Source organism: Microlunatus elymi, from assembly GCF_007362775.1.
GTDB classification, from domain to species: domain Bacteria; phylum Actinomycetota; class Actinomycetes; order Propionibacteriales; family Propionibacteriaceae; genus Microlunatus; species Microlunatus elymi.
Genome location: NZ_CP041692.1, coordinates 4484471 through 4502169 on the forward strand (window position 1 = coordinate 4484471; position 17699 = coordinate 4502169).

At 68.1% G+C, this 17699-nt stretch carries 17 protein-coding genes and 1 tRNA gene; 4 read left to right on the forward strand and 14 right to left on the reverse strand.

Annotated features, from left to right (window positions below; translation table 11 throughout):
* Positions 1–2: 2 nt before the first annotated feature.
* From FOE78_RS20400 to FOE78_RS20435, 8 genes are all read right to left on the reverse strand, one after another.
* Entirely contained in the window at positions 3–569 is a 567-nt protein-coding gene (locus tag FOE78_RS20400; RefSeq protein ID WP_143987901.1) for an SH3 domain-containing protein, read from the reverse strand.
* A gap of 573 nt (positions 570–1142) precedes the next feature.
* Positions 1143–1721, reverse strand: a complete 579-nt coding sequence (pth, locus tag FOE78_RS20405; RefSeq protein ID WP_143987902.1) for an aminoacyl-tRNA hydrolase — start codon at positions 1719–1721, stop codon at positions 1143–1145.
* A gap of 44 nt (positions 1722–1765) precedes the next feature.
* Complete coding sequence (locus FOE78_RS20410) at positions 1766–2392, reverse strand: 50S ribosomal protein L25/general stress protein Ctc (protein WP_143987903.1); 627 nt, start codon at positions 2390–2392, stop codon at positions 1766–1768.
* A gap of 200 nt (positions 2393–2592) precedes the next feature.
* Complete coding sequence (locus tag FOE78_RS20415) at positions 2593–3534, reverse strand: ribose-phosphate diphosphokinase (protein ID WP_266095043.1); 942 nt, start codon at positions 3532–3534, stop codon at positions 2593–2595.
* A 32-nt stretch (positions 3535–3566) separates the two neighbouring features.
* Complete coding sequence (glmU, locus tag FOE78_RS20420; protein WP_228265921.1) at positions 3567–5054, reverse strand: bifunctional UDP-N-acetylglucosamine diphosphorylase/glucosamine-1-phosphate N-acetyltransferase GlmU; 1488 nt, start codon at positions 5052–5054, stop codon at positions 3567–3569.
* Between the two features lie 100 nt (positions 5055–5154).
* A complete protein-coding gene (locus FOE78_RS20425) occupies positions 5155–5943 on the reverse strand; it encodes a LuxR C-terminal-related transcriptional regulator (protein ID WP_168207610.1) in 789 nt (262 codons plus the stop codon).
* Positions 5940–7424, reverse strand: a complete 1485-nt coding sequence (locus FOE78_RS20430; RefSeq protein ID WP_143987906.1) for a sensor histidine kinase — start codon at positions 7422–7424, stop codon at positions 5940–5942. Before FOE78_RS20430 ends, FOE78_RS20425 begins: the two co-directional genes overlap by 4 nt.
* Before the next feature lie 274 nt (positions 7425–7698).
* Positions 7699–8220: a TasA family protein gene (locus tag FOE78_RS20435; protein WP_143987907.1), complete on the reverse strand. Its 522-nt coding sequence runs from the start codon at positions 8218–8220 to the stop codon at positions 7699–7701.
* A gap of 235 nt (positions 8221–8455) precedes the next feature.
* Between FOE78_RS20435 and FOE78_RS20440 the strand changes: the two genes are divergently transcribed.
* The gene (locus FOE78_RS20440) at positions 8456–9058 is read left to right on the forward strand and encodes a signal peptidase I (protein ID WP_143987908.1); all 603 of its coding nucleotides are present in this window, start codon (positions 8456–8458) and stop codon (positions 9056–9058) included.
* Entirely contained in the window at positions 9055–9660 is a 606-nt protein-coding gene (locus FOE78_RS20445; RefSeq protein ID WP_143987909.1) for a hypothetical protein, read from the forward strand. The genes FOE78_RS20440 and FOE78_RS20445 overlap by 4 nt, the downstream gene beginning before the upstream one ends.
* A gap of 58 nt (positions 9661–9718) precedes the next feature.
* Here the strand turns inward: FOE78_RS20445 and FOE78_RS20450 are convergent.
* The 3 genes from FOE78_RS20450 to FOE78_RS20460 all read right to left on the reverse strand — a co-directional run bounded on the left by FOE78_RS20450 (position 9719) and on the right by FOE78_RS20460 (position 12235).
* A tRNA-Gln gene (locus FOE78_RS20450) sits at positions 9719–9797 on the reverse strand.
* A 31-nt stretch (positions 9798–9828) separates the two neighbouring features.
* Complete coding sequence (locus FOE78_RS20455) at positions 9829–10290, reverse strand: hypothetical protein (RefSeq protein WP_143987910.1); 462 nt, start codon at positions 10288–10290, stop codon at positions 9829–9831.
* 31 nt (positions 10291–10321) lie between these two features.
* The gene (locus FOE78_RS20460; RefSeq protein WP_168207611.1) at positions 10322–12235 is read right to left on the reverse strand and encodes a patatin-like phospholipase domain-containing protein; all 1914 of its coding nucleotides are present in this window, start codon (positions 12233–12235) and stop codon (positions 10322–10324) included.
* A 185-nt stretch (positions 12236–12420) separates the two neighbouring features.
* Between FOE78_RS20460 and FOE78_RS20465 the strand changes: the two genes are divergently transcribed.
* Both FOE78_RS20465 and FOE78_RS20470 read left to right on the forward strand, forming a co-directional pair.
* Positions 12421–12906 carry a MarR family winged helix-turn-helix transcriptional regulator gene (locus FOE78_RS20465; RefSeq protein WP_143988982.1) on the forward strand — a complete coding sequence of 162 codons (486 nt, stop codon included), beginning with the start codon at positions 12421–12423 and terminating at the stop codon, positions 12904–12906.
* A 9-nt stretch (positions 12907–12915) separates the two neighbouring features.
* A complete protein-coding gene (locus FOE78_RS20470; RefSeq protein ID WP_143987912.1) occupies positions 12916–14703 on the forward strand; it encodes a glycoside hydrolase family 35 protein in 1788 nt (595 codons plus the stop codon).
* 17 nt (positions 14704–14720) lie between these two features.
* Here the strand turns inward: FOE78_RS20470 and FOE78_RS20475 are convergent, their stop codons facing one another.
* From FOE78_RS20475 to FOE78_RS24615, 3 genes are read right to left on the reverse strand one after another with little or no spacing between them, the layout of a single operon-like run.
* A complete protein-coding gene (locus FOE78_RS20475; protein WP_143987913.1) occupies positions 14721–15650 on the reverse strand; it encodes a 4-(cytidine 5'-diphospho)-2-C-methyl-D-erythritol kinase in 930 nt (309 codons plus the stop codon).
* Positions 15651–15669: 19 nt separating this feature from the next.
* Entirely contained in the window at positions 15670–16512 is an 843-nt protein-coding gene (gene rsmA / locus FOE78_RS20480; RefSeq protein ID WP_143988983.1) for a 16S rRNA (adenine(1518)-N(6)/adenine(1519)-N(6))-dimethyltransferase RsmA, read from the reverse strand.
* Positions 16509–17666, reverse strand: coding sequence for a resuscitation-promoting factor (locus FOE78_RS24615; protein WP_143987914.1), 1158 nt, complete (start codon positions 17664–17666; stop codon positions 16509–16511). The genes rsmA and FOE78_RS24615 overlap by 4 nt, the downstream gene beginning before the upstream one ends.
* Between the last annotated feature and the right edge of the window lie 33 nt (positions 17667–17699).

The following is a 17699-nucleotide window of genomic DNA, read 5'->3' on the forward strand; positions in this document are numbered from 1 at the left end:
ATTCAGTTGCAATAGTTCGGGGCGCGGCCGACGTTGTCGATGTAGCGGGCCGACACCCAGTTGTGGTCCTTGGTCCAGTACCACAGCGAGTTGCCGTTGACGTTCTGCGACGGCAGTTTGCAGATCAGGTCCACGCCCGCCCCCTTGCCGAGAGTACGAACCCTACCGTCGGCAGTGGTCGGCCCCCTGCGCACGCTGACCGCAGTGGCGGCCTTGCCGACGAAGCGTTCGGCGGTGCCGCACCAACCCGGCGCCGGGCCGATGTTCTGCACGTACCGGGCGGCGATCCATTCGTGACCGCCGTGGCTGTCGCCCGGCAACAGATACCACCGGTTGTTGCCGTCGACCGACGTCCCGGTCACCTTGCACTCCAGCGGGAAGACCTCGCCGCGTTTGACCGAGTCGACGGCCTTGGCGTGCGTGCTGGGTGCGTACCGGACGGTCAGCCCGGTCTTGGCGATGATCTTGCCCTCGGACTCTTGTGCCTGCGCGGATGTCGCACCGAGTGCCACCACGCCGGCTGCTGCTGTCAGTGTGGCGGTTGCCACCCCGACGACCTTCTTGATCATGTGAATCTCCCTTGATTCCGGGTTTCCCCGTCTCCCCCGATCACCTCTCGAGTGATCGATTACCTCGAGTGATGCAGCCCCAGGAACGCCCGCGTGGAGCTCACACCTTGCGCTTGTACCCCAACTGGGGTCGTGTCCAGGACACTAAGCCTGCAAGGGATCAACACGACGGCGCCCCGGTCACAGACCCGACACAAACCGGCCACAGTTGGGGCCCACGGCAGCGGAACCCCCGCGGACGACATCAAACCGCCACGTTGCACACCCGTCGAGCGCCCCAGCGCGAGACCGTTGTCGAAGCGAAGCGGAGACAACGCGGCAACACGATCGCGGACGTAATCGGGGTAAGGTTCGGCGGCAGCGGAGCGGACGTCGCAGCGATCCGGCTGCCACGTTGCACGCCCGTCGAGCGCCCCAGCGCGAGACCGTTGTCGCAGCGAAGCGAAGACAGCGCAGCAACAAGATCGTGGACTGAAGCGGGGTAAGGGGTTCGGGGATTGTTCCCGAAACGCGACCCACAGCACCCAGACCGCGGCAGCGGCACCCAGGCGGACGTCATCAAAAGATGCGTCATCAAGAGTTATAGGAACTCTGGGTGCGTTCCAGGCCGGAGCCGATCAGCGACTCGACGGCATCGGCGGCACGGCCGATCTCGATCTGCACCTCGTCGGCTTCCCGGGGCGGGAAGTTGCTCAGCAGGAAGTCCGCCGGATCCTGCCGGCCGGGGGGCCGGCCGACGCCGACGCGGACTCGGAAGTAATCGCCGGTGGACAGCGACTTGCGGATGGACTTCAGGCCGTTGTGTCCGTTGTCGCCGCCGCCGTGTTTGACCCGGAGTTGGCCGAGATCAAGATCAAGTTCGTCGTGGACGACGATCAGCCGATCGGGTTTGATCTTGAAATAGTTGGTGGCCTTGGCCACCGCGGCGCCGGACTCGTTCATGAACGTACGAGGTTTCAGCAGCACGATACGGGTGCTGTCCGGGCCGATCGGACCGAGTCGCCCCTCAGCGATCTCGGCCCGCATCCGGGCCGGGGCGGCAAACCGAGCCCCGGTCCGGTGCGCAAGCTCGTCGATCACCCGGAAGCCGATGTTGTGACGGTTGTCCACATAGCCGGGGCCCGGGTTACCGAGCCCGACGATCAGCCACATCCGCTACGACTTCCGGGCGTCCGAACGATGATCTTGCTCGACGATCAGGACTCGGCCGTCTCCGACTCGGCGGGCTCCGCAGCAGCTTCCTCACCGGACTCGGCGGCGGCCTCGGCGGCCTCTTCCTCGACCGCGGCGCGGGTGTCGCTGACGCTGACGATCAGCGTCTGGGGATCGATCGCCAGGGTGACACCGGCCGGCAACTGCAGGTCGGCGGCGTGGATCTGGGCGCCGGCTTCCAGGCCTTCCAGGGACACGGTGATGCCCTCGGGGATGTGGGTGGCCTCGGCCTCGACCGAGACGTCGTTGCGGTCCCACATCGCCACCGCGTTCGGAGCGGTCTCGCCCTCGGCGTGCAGCGGGATGTCGACGGTGACCTTCTCGCCGCGACGGACGATGACCAGGTCGACGTGCTCGATGAATCCCTTCAGCGGGTCACGCTGGACCTGCTTGGGCAGCGCCAACTGGGACTTGCCGTCGACCTCGATCGACAGCAGCGCGTTCTCCTGGCGCAGAGCCAGCAGGGTCTCGTGACCGGGCAGGGCGATGTGTACGGGATCGGTGCCGTGCCCGTACAGGACGGCGGGGATCTTGGCGGCGCGACGGATCCGGCGGGCAGCACCCTTACCGAACTCGGTGCGCAATTCGGCGGTGAGCTTGACCTCGGCCACGAACGAACTCCTCGAACTCAAAAGCGTGTGATCAACGGTTACGTGCCCGGAAAGAGAGAGGTCCGCGAGCCCGAAACAACCGGGCGTCGGCAATCGACGACGCGGAGGAACCACGCCCAGTCGATCACGGCCGAACCGGCCCTCGCCGAGGCAACTGCGTCAGCGTACCGAATCGCCTAGTCGGACGCCAACTCGCCCGATCAGCTGGCGCCGTTGAAGAGCGAGGTGACCGAGCCGTCCTCGAAGACCTCCTGGATCGCGCGGGCGATCAGCGGCGCGATCGACAGCACGGTGAGTTTGCCGAACTGCCGCTCCGGCGGGATCGCCAGCGTGTTGGTCACGATCACTTCCTCGAACAGCGAGTCGTTCAGCCGTTCGGTCGCGGGCCCGGAGAGGACGGGGTGGGTGGCCGCGGCGATCACCGACTTGGCGCCGCGGGCGACCAGCGCCTCGGCGGCCTGGCAGATCGTGCCGGCGGTGTCGATCATGTCGTCGACCAGCAGGCAGACCCGGCCCTGGACGTCGCCGACCACCTCGTGCACGGCCACGGTGTTGGCCACGTTCGGGTCGCGTCGTTTGTGGATGATCGCCAACGGGCAGCCGAGTTGATCACTCCACATGTCGGCCAGCCGGACCCGGCCGGCGTCGGGCGAGACGATCGTCATCTCGCTGGTGTCGTACTGCGCCTTGACGTGTTTGGCCAGCACCGGCAGAGCCCACAAATGATCAACCGGGCCGTCGAAGAAGCCCTGGATCTGCGCCGCGTGCAGATCCACCGACATCAGCCGGTCGGCGCCGGCGGTCTTGTAGAGATCGGCGATCAGCCGCGCGGAGATCGGCTCCCGGCCGGCGTGCTTCTTGTCCTGCCGGGCGTACGGATAGAACGGCGCGACCACGGTGATCCGCTTGGCCGATGCGCGTTTCAGCGCGTCGACCATGATCAACTGCTCCATCACCCACTCGTTCACCGGCGCGGAGTGGGACTGGATGACGAAGGCGTCGGAGCCGCGGACGGACTCCTCGAAGCGGACGTAGATCTCGGAATTGGCGTAGGCCAGGGCTCGGGTCGGGACCAGCTCGACCTTCATCAGGTCTGCGATCTCGTGGGCGAGTTCGGGATAGGCCCGCCCGGTGAACAACATGAGATGCTTGTTGTTCGGCTTGAGCACTCCGGTCATCGCTGGTCTCCCTGTGCCGATGTTGCTTGTGGTGATGAGGCCTTGTCGGTGTTGGTGCCGGCCCGATTGCGGCCGACCCATCCGGACGAATTGTGCTGCCGTCCGCGGGCAATTCCCAACTCGCCCGAGCCGACGTTCTCAGTGATCGCCGAGCCGGCCGCGACGTAGGCGCCGTCGGCGATGTCGACCGGAGCCACCAGCACGGTGTCGCTGCCGACGAAACTGAACCGGCCGACGGTCGACTTGTGCTTGTTCACCCCGTCGTAATTGGCGAAGATCGTGCCGGCACCGATGTTCGCACCCTCGCCGATCTCGGCATCGCCGACGTAGCTGAGGTGCGGCACCTTGGCGCCGGGTCCGACGTGGGCGTTCTTCAGCTCCACGAAGGTACCGACGTGCGCTCGGCTGTCCAGTACGGTGCCCGGCCGCAGGTAGGCGAACGGGCCGACTGTGACGCCGTCCCCGACCACCGCCAGCGAGCCGTGGGTACGGCAGACGGTCGCGTCCTCACCGACCTCGACGTCGCGCAGCGTGGTGTCCGGACCGATCACCGAACCGGAGCCGACCACCGTGGTCCCCTCCAGGCTGGTGCCCGGCAGCAGGGTGACGTCGGGAGCAAGATCGACATCGGCCTGGATCCAGGTGGTCTGCGGGTCGACGATGGTCACCCCGGCGAGCATCCACCGTTCGCAGATCCGCCGATTGAGTTCGCGGCCGAGCGCGGCCAGCTGAACCCGGGTGTTGACGCCCTCGACCTCCCACAGGTCGTCGGTGACGTAGGCGCCGACCCGGTGCCCGAGCCCGCGGGCGATGTCGGGCAGGTCGGTCAGGTAGTACTCGCCCTGCGCGTTGTCGGTGCTCAGCCGGGATAGACCGTCGGTGAGCACCTGCGCGTCGAAGACGAAGACGCCGGAGTTGATCTCGTCGATGGCCCGTTCGGCCTCGCCGGCGTCCTTGTGTTCGACGATCCGCTCGACACCTCCGTCTGCGGCTCGGACGATCCGGCCGTACCCGGTTGGATCGGGCACCCGGGCGGTCAGCACGGTGATCTGATTGCCCTCGGCGCGATGCTGCGCGGTGAACCGCTGCAGCGTCTCGCCGGTCAGCAGCGGCACGTCGCCGTAGGTGACCACCACCTCGCCCTGCAGCTCGCCGAGCTCGGCGACCGCACACCGTACGGCGTGACCGGTGCCGTAGGCATCATCGGTCTGGTGGACGACGCGTACGTTCGGCGCCAGCTGCTGCAGGGCCGGTTCGACCTGATCGGCCATCACCCCGACGACCACGGCGAGCTGCTGGGCGTGCAGAGCTTCGGCGGCGTTGATCGCGTGCGCGATCAGCGGACGGCCGGCGATCTCGTGCAGCAGCTTGGACCGTTTCGATTTCATCCGGGTGCCACCCCCGGCAGCCAGCACGATCACCGCGGCGACCGGTACGGCTTCGGGGGTTGCACCGGGTTCGCTGGCGGTGGTCGATGTGCTCACGCAGACTCCTGTGATCGACGACAAGCTCACGCAGCAGCAGCTCCGCGGCCAGACGCCGCCCGGATGCGGACGCTGGCGTTGCTCCCCTGACGCCGAAACACTAGCCGGGTCGATCGACCGGCACCAAGCGGACGCCGGGTGTGGGGCGCACCCGGCTCTCCCGCCACACCGCGGCGGAGATCGCCGTCGGGTTCTGCCGAGCCGTGTGAGCGATGGCCGTGGCCGCGCCCTGGGAGTTGACGTCGAGTTTGGTCAGAATGCTGCGGATGTGGGCTCGTACGGTCCGGATCGAGGTGTAGCTCTGCTGCGCGATCTGGGCAGCCGAGGTGCCGGCGGCCAGCTGATCCAGCACCTCACGCTCCTTGGCCGTCAGCCGGGCCAGCCGTCGATCGACCGCTGCCGCCGCCTGTTGGGCAGCCTGGTGACGCTCGAGCATCGTACGGCGTTCGGCCTCCGACATGCCGCCGCCTTGAGCCAGCGCGACGGTCGCCGCGACCAACTCGGTCAGGTCGGCTCCCTTCACGACCCAGTCCGCGGCACCGGCGACGACGGCCGCGGCGACTCGGTCGAGCTCGGAGGTCCCGGTCAGCACGAGCACCAGCCAGCCCTGAGCGCGCAGCGGCGCCACCAGGTCCACCCCGTCGAGAGCCCGGCCGTCCGGACCGGTGCCCAGATCCAGGTCGAGCAGCACCACGCCCATCGGAGCTGACCATCCAGGACCGGCCGGGCCCGGCCAGGCGGGGATGAGGTCCTCGGCCGCCGCCTTGACGGTCTCCAGATCGCTGACCGGCAGCCGGTGGGCGTCGAAGCCGTGCCCGGACAGCGCGTACGTCAGGCTCGCGGCCACCAGATCGTGGTCGTCGACGACCAGCACCGTCCCGAGCGTCACGACGCCATCCGCTCGCTCACCGCCGGTGCCACGGTGAGATGTCGGGTCGATTCCGCGGCCGTGGGGAGATGCAGCAGCGCCGTGGTCCCGGTCGGGAAGCGGGTCCCGGTGCGCAACTCGAGCCTGCCGCCGGCTGCTTCCACCAGTCGCGACGAGAGCGCCAGCCCCAGGCCGTCCCCGATCGTCGGTGCCGCCGGGTCCAGCCCGGGCCCGGCGTCGCTGATCTCGATCACGCACCCGGCAGCCTTGCGTTCGACCCCGACGTAGACCTCGGCGCCGGGAGCATGCCGGGCACAGTTGGCCAGCAGGTTGGTGACCACCTGGGCGAGGGTGGCGGTGGACACGGCGACCCGCAGGCCGGGCGGGCAGCGCAGGGTGATCTCGGAGCCGGAGAGCCGGCGCAGGGTGACCAATCGAGTGAGTACGGCGTCCACCGCGGCCGAGTTGTCGTCGTCGCTCGGCGACGTCTTTTCCAGCAGTCCGTGCAGCCGGGCCAATTCGTCGTTGATCATCGCGCTGATCGAACGACCTCCGGTCACCGCCTCCACGTCGGGACGCGGCGTCATCAACGTGGTCACCGAGGACAGGGCGATCAAGGCGTTGCGGATCTCGTGCCGGCGTTCGAGCGCGGCCCGCTCGGCCGCGGCGGTGCGTTCGGCCTCCTCGGCGGCGACCGCGCGGCGTTCGATCATCACCGCGTGGGTCTGCAGGCAGGCTGCCGCCAGCAGGACCAGCACGCCGATGAACCGCATCACCGCGAATTCGAGATTGCTCCCGGTGAACAGCAGCAGCGCCCGGGCCGCGCAGAGGAGGGCCAGCCCGAAGCCGATGCGCCACCACGCCGGCGACCGACGGCGCAGGCCACGCATGATGAAGGCGCAGGCCAGCAGGCCCCAACCGGCGAGCAGGACGGTGCCGCCGACGTACAGATCGGTGGTGTCGAGGATCCGTTCGGGCAGCACCACCGCGGTCGTCATCGCCAGCGCGTTCAGCACCAGGGCGGCGGTGATCGCGCGTGGCCAGGACCACCACCGCGGCAGTCGCTCGGCCAGTCCGAGCAGGAGCAGCGCGCCGAAGACGACGACGGAGGCGGCCGCGGCACCGCGTACCAGTGGGCTGCGTCCGGGCACGGCGTTGACGACACTGATCGGCATCCCGACCAGGGCGTAGAAGCCGAAGGCGTAGCTGATCAGCCGCAACCCGAGGTCCGGTCGCAGGTGGGAGTTGAGTGCGGACAGGACGGCGACCACCGCGATCGAGCCCGCGGTCGTGGCGCCCAGCACCGGAACTGCCTGGCCCTGCAGCGGATGGGCGTCCGCCGTCATGACGAGGTGTAATAGCAGCGCGCCGACGACGGTGGCACCGAACACCACGACAGCCTCGGCGGCCATCCGTATCGGCGCGGAGATCGGCGTACGACCCAACCGCGTCAACGGTCGGCGCAACCGCTGCTGCGGTCGGTGTACGCCGTGAAAAGTCATCCGTGTCTCCCCCGAAATCACGGTTTCGTCATCCTCGAATCGGTTTGCCCGATCCGACGGATTCGCCCCTTCCGCAGGTTATCGCAGCTGACTGACAGTCGTTGCCTGTTCGACGGAAACTGCCTAAGACAAAAGGGACCCGGCCCATCCGACAGGAGCTGGTCACGACACGAGCCTGCCCACGTGGAGTCTCCCCCGAGGACTCTCACGTGGGCAGGCGGACCCTGACTTGGCCGGTGGCTGCGGCCGCGAACGGCACCGTCGCGTTCGCTCCTTACACCGGGGCGCTGGTCAGCGTCGCCTCGAGGACCGCCTTGGCCTGGAGATTCTCGAGGTAGTTCTGGTCCTGACCGTTGTCCGGCAGCTTCATCTGGAAGACGAACGTTGTCGGCTCTCCCGGGGCGAGTTTGATGCCCGGGCGGATGGTGCCCGCGTTCTCGACCGCACCGAGTGACATGCAGCCGTTGCCGTTGACACCGCAGAGCTGGACGGCGTTCAACATGGCGGTGTCGCTGCCCTTGTCGATGACCTTCAAGGTCAGGTAGCCGTCGACGTTGCCCTCGTTGGTCACCGTGAAGCTGTTCGAATCGCTCCAGCCGGGAATGACCTTGGTGATGTTGATCCGGTGATCCAGGCTGGTGCCGATCTTGAGGTGGCCGGTCTTGACTCGCTGCTGCGACGTCGTGTTGCTGTCGGTGAAGTATGAGAAGGTCCCGGCAGTCAGGCTGACGGCTGCTCCGACCACGACGACGCCGGCCGCAGCGGTAGCCAATTTCTTCTTGGTCTTGGATTCCATTGCGTTCCCCCCGATCGCATCGCCGTGGTCCACAGCTCAGCGGCTCCGACGACTGAGTCACTGCTTGTGCAGAACTCTGCCGCGCGGCGACATCGACCGGCATCGGCAAACTTGACTATTCGCGGATAGGCAAAATTGCCGATGCGCCGGCCCCGGTTGATTTCCCACACTGGCCCCGACAGGGGAGGCATCTGCGGGTGCCCGGCCGGACCGCCGGAAGGGATGGGGATCCGCCATGGCAACGGCAGCATCTCAACCTCCCGAGGCCGAGAGCGGCGTCGAGGTCGTGACTGCGGCCGTTCCCGCCGGGAAGCCGCGCCGATTCCTCGGCCGGCTGGGTGCCGTGGTGCTCACGCTGGTCGTGGTCGCGGTCGTCGCGCTGGCGGTCGCGTTGACGGTGCTTCCCGCGTTGGTCGGCGGGCAGACGCTGACGGTGCTGTCGGGCAGCATGCAGCCGCGGCTGCCGGTCGGATCGGTTGTGGTGAACAAGCCGGCCGATGTGGCGACACTCCAACGCGGCGACATCGTCACGTACGCCATCGGGGACACCCTGATCACCCACCGGATCGTCGCGATCAAGCAGAGCTCCGACGGGCCGGTGTTCACCACCAGGGGCGATGCGAACAATGCCGACGACACCGCACCGGTGCATGCCGCTCAGCTCCGCGGCCGACTCTGGTACGACGTGCCCTACATCGGCACCGTACGCAATTTCGTACTGAGCAAGGCGGGCATCATGGTCGGCGGCGGAGCCGTGGTGTTGTGCGCCGGGATCTGGTTCCTGGTACGGCTGAATCGGCCCCGTGAACTGAATCAATCCCGCCAAGACGGATCATGAGACGCCACGCGGGCCCGACGATCGTCGCCGCGCTGGCGGCAGCCGCGTTCCTCGGAAGCTGCGCCGGCTCGTTGTCGGCCAACCCCGGCACGTACGCCTACTTCGTCGACTCGTCCTCGGTCGCGATCAAGATCACGACCGCGAAGGGTGACGCGGCTCCGAAGAAGGCGCCCACCGCAGCGAACGACGCGGCGGAATCGAAGACAGCATCGCCCGAGCATCCGGATGCGCGGAGCACTCCCGCAGCGAGCACGAGCCCCTCGGCTACCAAGTCCCCAAGCGCGACCAAGGAACCCGCTGCGACCAAGTCCTCTGCCACAACCACGAAGCCCGCTGCGACGCGGACTGCTACGGTGACGAGCAGCCCTCCAACGACCAACGCCGCCAACGACCCCGTCGTCAACAGCAGCGATGCCGCCAACAACAGCCCGGCCGCCGATGAACCAGGCCGATCGGGAGCGCGGCACGGTTCGAAGAGCAACTCCGCATCGGCCCAACACCGATCAGCCGAAAAGGCATCCAAGAAGGAGAAGGGGAAGCACGGCAGGTCCAAACACCGCGACGTCGGCATCGAGAACGACCAGACGAATCGAGCCAGTTAGCGGGCACCCGCTACGGGCACTGATGCAAAGCTCCGCGAGGTGGTTTGTCGTCCGTCTGCTCCCCGGGTAGGAGTCGAACCTACGTCGCTAGTCCTGATTCAAAGTCAGGCGGGCCCTGCCGGCAGACCAACCGGGGAACGGCCGCCCGTGGGGCGGCCGGCACCAAGGTTACGCATGCCGGCCCGTCGGCGCATCTCGGGTCCGGCCGCCGACCCGCTGGGCCAGGATCGCGATCGCCAGACCGACCAGGTAGATCAGCGTCACCACGGCGAGGATCTTGACCGCCTCGCGGTCGGTGTTGTCGCCGAGCACTCGGGTCCGGTCCGGGTTGCCCGCGTCGTACTGGATCCAGATCGCGCCGCGGCCGTAGCCGAAGTCCGGCGGGATCACCCGACACGGCCGGGTCACCTTCGTCGTGTGCTCTCCCGTCGGGATCGGAAAGCGCACCCGGTAGGTGATGGTCTTGCCGCCGATCGGCGTCGAGCCACTGCCGATCGCACCGAAACAGCCCACGTCGGAGCTCAGGATCTTCGCGTCCACCCGGACGCCGTGATGATCGAGCCGATAGGCCCGATACGCGTGGCTGCCGAGTTGGAACAGCAGCAGCGCCGCCACTGCAGCCAAGATCACCCAGACCCACCATCGCCACCTGCCCCGCATGTCAGACCTGCGGCATCCGGCGCAGCACGCCGACCGGGCGCGGGCGATCGGTGAGCGCAGCCAGCGCCTGTGGATCGGCCTCCTCGACGACCCGGGCGAGTTCGTCCAGCACCCGATCCAGCTCGCCGGCCAACTCACGCTCGGACTCGCTGCCGAATCGATAACTCGGCGGATCGGCCAGCAGCCGCTCCCCCAGCACCGCCCGCCCGAGGCCGTACGACTCCGCCCAGTCGGGCAGCACCGACAGCAAGGCCCGGTAGCGCACCCAGCGATGGTTGTCCCAGCCGGTGCTGGTCGGCCGGCCGTCCACGTACGGCGGATAGTGCGGCTCTGCGAACTGGTTCATGATCGCGTCCGCGGCCCGCTCCCCGCGCCGCGCCAGCCGTTCGATCATCTCGTCGTCCATCGCCAGATTGATGCCGCCCTCGTGCTTGGTCTGCAGGACCCGGACGATCCGATCCCGGAACCCGGGAAACGACAGCTGAGTGGTGTCCTGCCAACTGCTGGATGAGGTGTAGATCGCACCCAGGAATCCCGCCACAGCAGCGATCCCGCGGTTCGGCCAGCGGGCGATCTTGGGTGCCAAGCCGTCGTTGTTGCCGTGCGCCCACTCGACGTTGTCCGCCTCGTCGGTGTCCGGCTGTACGCCGGGTGGAAAGCTCTGCAGATTGATCGCGTACGTGGGCCGGGTCGGCAACGCCGCGTCGAAGAGTTGCACCGGGAAGTTGTTGGACAGCCCGCCGTCGGAGAACCAGACCTTGACGAACCGGCGCGGACCGGTCGGATCCAGTCGGCCGTCCGGACCCTCGTCGGCGCGTTCGATCACCCACAGCGGGACCGCGGAGATCACCAGCGGCATGCTCAGCGACATCCGGGCGGCGATGATCACCGGCAGGTCCTGCGCGTCGGGCAGCCGGCACAGCCCCGGCGAGTGCGCAATCCCTTGCTGGCGGTCGATCTCCCAGGACTGTGCGTCGGCCCGTTCCGGACTACGCGGTTCGGCAGCCGCCTCCAACGCCGCCATCACCTTCGGCGGAAAGATCCGTCGCCACTCGTCGGGGTCGTAGAAGAACCGATGCGCCGCGAACGGCAGATCGTACGGCCGGGACTCACTCAGGCAGGTGGTCGTCACCCGCAGGTCGATCCGGCGTTGCCGCGGATCCTTCAACGCCGCATCCATGTCAGGGTCCTGACACCCCGCAGTCCACAGCTGACCGAAGGTCAGCGGCGGGTCATCGGTCTGCAGACCGGCGGCGGCGTTGATCTTGTTCGCCAGCCATTCGGTCAGCGCCGGTCCGCGTTCGTCCTTGGTGGGTTCGGATTCGGTCAGCCCGGTGCACATCCCGAAGCTGTTCTCCGGTACGTCTCTGGTCAAGTTGATCATGATCGAGACGAGCAGCGCGACCAGCTCGACAATCACCAGCAGAACCGCACCGAGCACGATCGCCCAAGGCCCCGCGATCACGATGCCCAGGATGATCAAGATCAATCCGGGCAGCGCGCCGAGCACCGCAGCCGGCGGATAGCCGGTGACCGCAGTACCCAGCGCGGCGAAGATCCGATTGGGCAGGCTGCGGCCGTTCATCCGATCGCCACCGGTCAGGATCAACATCAGCCGCAGCAAGGTCCGGGTGTTCGGCTGCGGCTGGAACAGCGCGAGCATCCGGCCGCGACCGAGCTCGTGCGGGATCTGATCGAACAGCCCGAAGCCGCCTCGGCCGGTCACCCGGCCGTACTCGGCCGCAGCGGCCACCGCCGCGGCCATCGCACCGGCCGACGTGCCGCCGATCCCGCGCAACCGGTACCGCCGGGCCAGCGCCGCCAACGCCCGCGGATAGATCACCCCGGACGCGGTCCCGCCCTGAAGGACGATGTCGCATTCCTGCTCGGGTTCGTGGTTCGGGTCGGTCGGCATGCAGACATCTTCGCCAATACCCCGGCACGAGCACGTCGGCGACCCACCGCGGGTCGACAAACGTCTCGACATCAAGACTCTTCACTAGACTCGGCAGCATGCCGGATCAGCCCGCAGCCATCGCCCCCGATGCGACCAACGGCATGGGCGACGAAGTCGAAGTCATGCGCGACGAGGTCGAAGTCATGCGCGACGAGGTCGACGGTCTGGTCGAGGCGTGGCGCCGGGAACGGCCGGATCTGGACAGCTCGCCGATGGAGGTGCTCTCCCGAGTCACCCGACTGGCGCACTACCTGGATCGGCAGCGGCGGACGGCGTTCGCCCGGCATGAACTGGAGTCCTGGGAGTTCGACGTGCTGGCGGCACTGCGCCGCTCCGGCGATCCTTATCAACTCAGCCCGGGCCAACTGCTGCGCGAAACCATGGTCACCTCCGGCACCATGACCAATCGGGTCGACCGGCTCGCGGCGCGCGGCCTGGTCAACCGGACGAACCGGCCCGACGATCGGCGCGGTGTGCTGGTCCGGCTGACGCCCGACGGCAAGCGCGCGGTCGATGCGGCGATCACCGACCTGCTCCGCGCCGAACACCAGATCCTCGGCGTGTTGCCGAGCGCGCAGCGTGATCAGCTTGCCGAGGCCCTGCGCCAACTGATCGCCCCGTACGAATAGGCTCTGCGGGTGACCCAGCCACCCGTCGACGTCGTTCCAGGCCTTGAGCATTTCCTCCGCAACGGTGAGCCGCATCAGATCATCTCCGGCGCCCTGCACTACTTCCGCATCCCGGCCGAGCTCTGGCCGGATCGGCTGGCCCGGCTGCGGGCGCTGGGTTGCAACACCGTGGAGACCTACGTCGCCTGGAACTTCCACCGGCCCTACCGCGATCGGCCGTCCGATTTCACCGGCATGCGGGACCTCGGCCGGTTCCTCGACCTGGCCGCGGCAGCGGATCTGGACATCCTGGTCCGGCCGGGCCCCTACATCTGTGCCGAGTGGGACAACGGCGGTCTGCCGGCCTGGCTGCTGGATGATCACCGGGCCGCAGCGGCGTTGCGGACCAGCGACCCGGCCTACCTTGATCATGTCGACCAGTGGTTCGACGAGTTGCTGCCGATCATCGTCCGCCGGCAGGCCGACCGGGGCGGCCGGGTGATCGGGGTCCAGGTCGAGAACGAGTACGGCAGCTTCGGCAATGATCACGACTACCTGCAACACCTGCAGGACGGGCTGGTCGAGCGCGGAGTGACGTCGATGCTGTTCACCTCCGACGGTCCGACCGAGTTGATGTTGTCCGGGGGCCGGCTCGGCGACACGTTCGCGACGATCAACTTCGGCTCCCGGCAGCGAGAAGCCTTTGCCCTGTTGGATCAGCTGCAGCCGGGCAGGCCCGGCATGTGCATGGAATTCTGGAACGGCTGGTTCGATCACTGGGGCGAGCAGCACCACACCCGGGACGCCGCCGACGCTGCCGCCGAGCTTGATCAACTTCTGTCGGACGGCCGTTCGGTCAATCTCTACATGGCCCACGGCGGTACGAACTTCGGCACCTGGGCCGGCGCGAATCTCGGCGATCACGATCGACTGCAACCGACCGTCACCAGCTACGACTACGACTCGCCGATCGCCGAGGACGGCCGGCTGACCGACAAGTTCCACGCGTTCCGAGACGTGATCAGCAAGCGTACGGGGGCCCGGCCTCCCCAGCCGCCGGCCGATGCTGAGATCCAACCGGCGCGCAGCGTCGGGGTCACCGACTTCCTCGACCTGCAACAGATCCTGGACAACCGCGAGCCGGTGCCGAGCCCGACCCCGGAGACGTTCGAGCATCTCGGCCTGCATCACGGCGTGGTTCGCTACCGGACCAAGATCGCCGGACCGATCACCGGCGAGCTCGGCCTGGTCGGTTTGGCCGACCTGGCCGAGGTACGGCTGGACGGCGCATTGATCGGCCGGCTCGGCCGGCTGGACGCCGATCCCGCCTACCCGCTCGCCACCGAGACCAAGCTGCCGATCGACGTCGCCGCCGGTGATCATGATCTTGACGTCACCGTCCAATCGCTGGGCCGGGTCAACTTCGGACCGGGCATCGGCGACCACAAGGGCCTCGGCCGGATCCGGCTCGATTACCAGCACCTGTTCGGATTCGAGCAGTCTGCTCTCGACCTGGAGCAGCTACCCGGCCTGGCAGATCTCGACTGGCAACCTGCTGGCGACCGGCCGGGCTTCTACCGCACCACGGTGCAGGTCGAGGAAGTCGCCGACGCGTATCTTGAGCTGCCCGGCTGGCACAACGGCTTCTTGTATCTGAACGGGTTCAACCTGGGCCGCTACTGGAACCCGGCCGGACCGCAGCGCACTCTGTACGCTCCGGCGCCGTTGTGGCGCACCGGCGCCAACGAGTTGGTGATCTTGGAATTCACCGCTCCGGGTGGCGAGATCGCCTGGCGGGACCGGCCCGACCTCGGCTGAGGCTGAACCTGGCGACCTCAGATCAGCCGAGCCCCGGGCACCGGACCGCCGACGTAGCGGGTGGACCGGCACAGCCCGCTGGCCGACAATCCGACGGTCAGGTCGATCGCCGACCGCTCGTCGCCGGCCAGGAAGGCACAGGTCGGCCCGGAGCCGGAAATCACCGCGCCGATCGCACCAAGATCACGCCCGACCTGCAGCAACTCCTTCAGCTCCGGCATGAGGTCGATTGCCGGCGCCTCGAGATCGTTGATCAGATGCCGGCCGAGTTGTTCGGCATCGCCGCTGCGCAAGGCGTTCATCAACTCCGCCGGCACCTCGAACGGGACCGGCGGCGTCGGGCCGAGTTCGTCGTAGCGGTTGTAGACGGCGGGCGTGGACAGCCCCCGGTCGGCGAAGGCGAGCGCCCAGTAGTAGTGGCCCCGACCCAGCGCCGGCACCACGCTCTCGCCCCGGCCGCTGCCGACCGCGGTGCCGCCGATCAACGCGAACGGCACGTCCGAACCGAGTCTGGCCGCCATCGGCTGCAGCGCCTGCGGTCCGAGTTCGAGATCCCAGAGGGTGGCGCAGGCCAGCAACGCGGCCGCCGCGTCGGCGGATCCGCCGGCCAGCCCGGCCGCCACCGGGATCGACTTCTTGATCATCATCGAGACGCCGACCTGGTCGATCAGGCCGGCGTCGGTGGCGAGTTTGCGTGCCGCCCGCAGAGCGAGATTCTGATCATCGGTGGGCAGCGTCTCGCTGCCCTCACCGGTGGTGACGAGTTCGAACACGCCCGGCTCGGCCAGGGTCGCGGTCAGCTCCTCGTACAACGACACAGCTTGATAGACGGTGGCCAGCGGGTGGAAACCGTCGCGGCGTGCCGGGCCCACGCGCAGCGTAAGATTGATCTTGGCGGGAGCGCGGACGTGCACCGTCGGCGGCCCGGGGAGGATTGGCTCGGCCACGGGCCCGAGCGTATCGGTCTCAGCCGTGCAGCTGTTCGGCGATCCGCGCGAACTGCTCGACGGTGCAGGTCTCGCCGCGGGCGGTCGGATTGACCCCGGCCGCGGTCAGCGCCGTCGACGCGGCCGCCGACGACCCCGCCAGACCTGCCAACGCGGCGCGCAGCATCTTGCGTCGTTGGGCGAAGGCGGCGTCGACGACGGCGAACACCTGCTCCCGGGTCGCGGTGGTCTGCGGCGGATCTCGGCGCTCGATCGACACCAACCCGGACTCGACGTTGGGCACCGGCCAGAAAACCCGTGGCGGTACCGATCCGATCCGGGCCGTGGCCGCGTACCAGGCCATCTTGACCGAGGGCACGCCGTAGATCTTCGAGCCGGGCTCGGCGGCCAGCCGGTCGGCGACCTCGGCCTGCACCATCACCAGCCCGCGGCGCCAGCTGTCGAATCCGGCGAGCAGGTGCAGCAGCACCGGCACCGACACGTTGTACGGAAGATTGGCCACCACGATGCTCGGCGGGGCAGGCAGCTCGGTGACGCGGAGCGCGTCGGCCCGGATCACCTGCAACCGGTGCTGCCGTTCCGGTGCCCGCTCGGCCACGGTGCCCGGCAGGGCTTCGGCCAGCAGCGGATCGATCTCGATCGCGATCACCTGCTCCGCGACGTCGAGCAGAGCCAGGGTCAGCGACCCCAGGCCGGGGCCGATCTCCAGTACGGTGTCGGACTCGCCGACGCCGGCCAGTTGCACGATCCGGCGCACGGTGTTGGCGTCGGTGACGAAGTTCTGCCCGCGCTGCTTGGTCGGGCGCAGCTCCAGCCGGGCGGCGAGTTCACGGACCGCGGTCGGGTCCAGCAGTCGGGTCAGCGCAGCCCCAGCCTCGAGCTGCAGGCCGGCCAGGCGCCCCAGCCTTGGCTGGCCTGGATCTTCTTGCCGACGGCGATCTGCTGCTCGCGGCTGGCCTGGTTCGGCATCCCGCTGCCGCCGTAGGCTCGCCAGGTCTGCAGGGTGAACTGCAGGCCGCCGTAGAACCCGTTGCCGGTGTTGATGTGCCAGTTGCCGCCGGCCTCGCACTGCGCCAGCCGGTCCCAGACGCTGCCGGACGGCACCGACGCCGCCGTGCTGCCGGAATTCTTCGAGTTGCCCGAATCACCCGAGTTGCCGGTGTCGGTCGTGTCGCGCTGCGGCTTCGGCTTGTGGGTGCCGACCAGCACCACCTCGTCGACCGGATCGGTGGTGAGCTCCTGGGAGATCAGTCGGCGGTCGTGCTCCTTGCCGTCGTACTTGGTGACCAGGTAGGTGTACGTCCGCTCGCCCGCCTTGCCGTCGGTGTCCACCCGGGTCTCGCCCCGGTCCAGCTTCTTGGTCTTGCGATGCACCACGTCGTAGTCGACGCGCTTGGTCTTGGTCAGAGTCTTGGTGCTGACCTTGGTGACCTTGATGGTCGTGCCGTCGGCCAGTTTGGCGCTCAGTGCCTTGGAGACCTTGTCGTTGTCGTCGACCGACACCTTGGCGACCTTCAGCGCCGCACCGACGGTGCCTGCGGTGGTCCGGACGGTCTTGGTCTTACCGCCGGCGGTGATCTTCACCGACTTGCTGGTGTCCATCGTCAGGCTCAGCCCCTGCCGGTTGATCGGGGCGCTCCGGCTGGTGGACAGGTCGGCGTCCTTGCCGGTCAGCCCGGCCAGTTGCAGCGCCGCACCGACCGACTGGGCGGTGGTCCAGAACGTCTTCTGCTCGCCATCCACGTTGACGGTCACCTGGCGGCCGTACCGCACCGACACCTTGGCGCCCTCGGTCAGCTTGCTGTTCAGCGACGGAGCGACCTCGTCCCGGTCGCTGACGGTGATGCCGCGCGATTTCAGCAGCCCGGAAACGGAGCCCTGGAAGGTGTTGACGGTCTGCGGCCGGCCGTCGACGGACAACGTGACCTGCTTGTCCGCGGAGGCGTAGGCGAAGGTTCCACCCGAGGCAGCAACGACGACGGCACCTGCTGCAACGATCGGAAGAATCTTGCGCACGGCTCTCCATAACGGTTAGGCGTCGACAACGTC

What these genes read in the sequence shown, in the direction of transcription:
- FOE78_RS20400 (WP_143987901.1), bottom strand. Translation starts at nt 569, where the DNA reads ATGATCAAGAAGGTCGTCGGGGTGGCAACCGCCACACTGACAGCAGCA.
- pth (WP_143987902.1), bottom strand. Translation starts at nt 1,721, where the DNA reads ATGTGGCTGATCGTCGGGCTCGGTAACCCGGGCCCCGGCTATGTGGAC.
- FOE78_RS20415 (WP_266095043.1), bottom strand. Translation starts at nt 3,534, where the DNA reads ATGTTGTTCACCGGGCGGGCCTATCCCGAACTCGCCCACGAGATCGCA.
- FOE78_RS20430 (WP_143987906.1), bottom strand. Translation starts at nt 7,424, where the DNA reads ATGACTTTTCACGGCGTACACCGACCGCAGCAGCGGTTGCGCCGACCG.
- FOE78_RS20435 (WP_143987907.1), bottom strand. Translation starts at nt 8,220, where the DNA reads ATGGAATCCAAGACCAAGAAGAAATTGGCTACCGCTGCGGCCGGCGTC.
- FOE78_RS20440 (WP_143987908.1), top strand. Translation starts at nt 8,456, where the DNA reads ATGGCAACGGCAGCATCTCAACCTCCCGAGGCCGAGAGCGGCGTCGAG.
- FOE78_RS20445 (WP_143987909.1), top strand. Translation starts at nt 9,055, where the DNA reads ATGAGACGCCACGCGGGCCCGACGATCGTCGCCGCGCTGGCGGCAGCC.
- FOE78_RS20460 (WP_168207611.1), bottom strand. Translation starts at nt 12,235, where the DNA reads ATGCCGACCGACCCGAACCACGAACCCGAGCAGGAATGCGACATCGTC.
- FOE78_RS20465 (WP_143988982.1), top strand. Translation starts at nt 12,421, where the DNA reads ATGCGCGACGAGGTCGACGGTCTGGTCGAGGCGTGGCGCCGGGAACGG.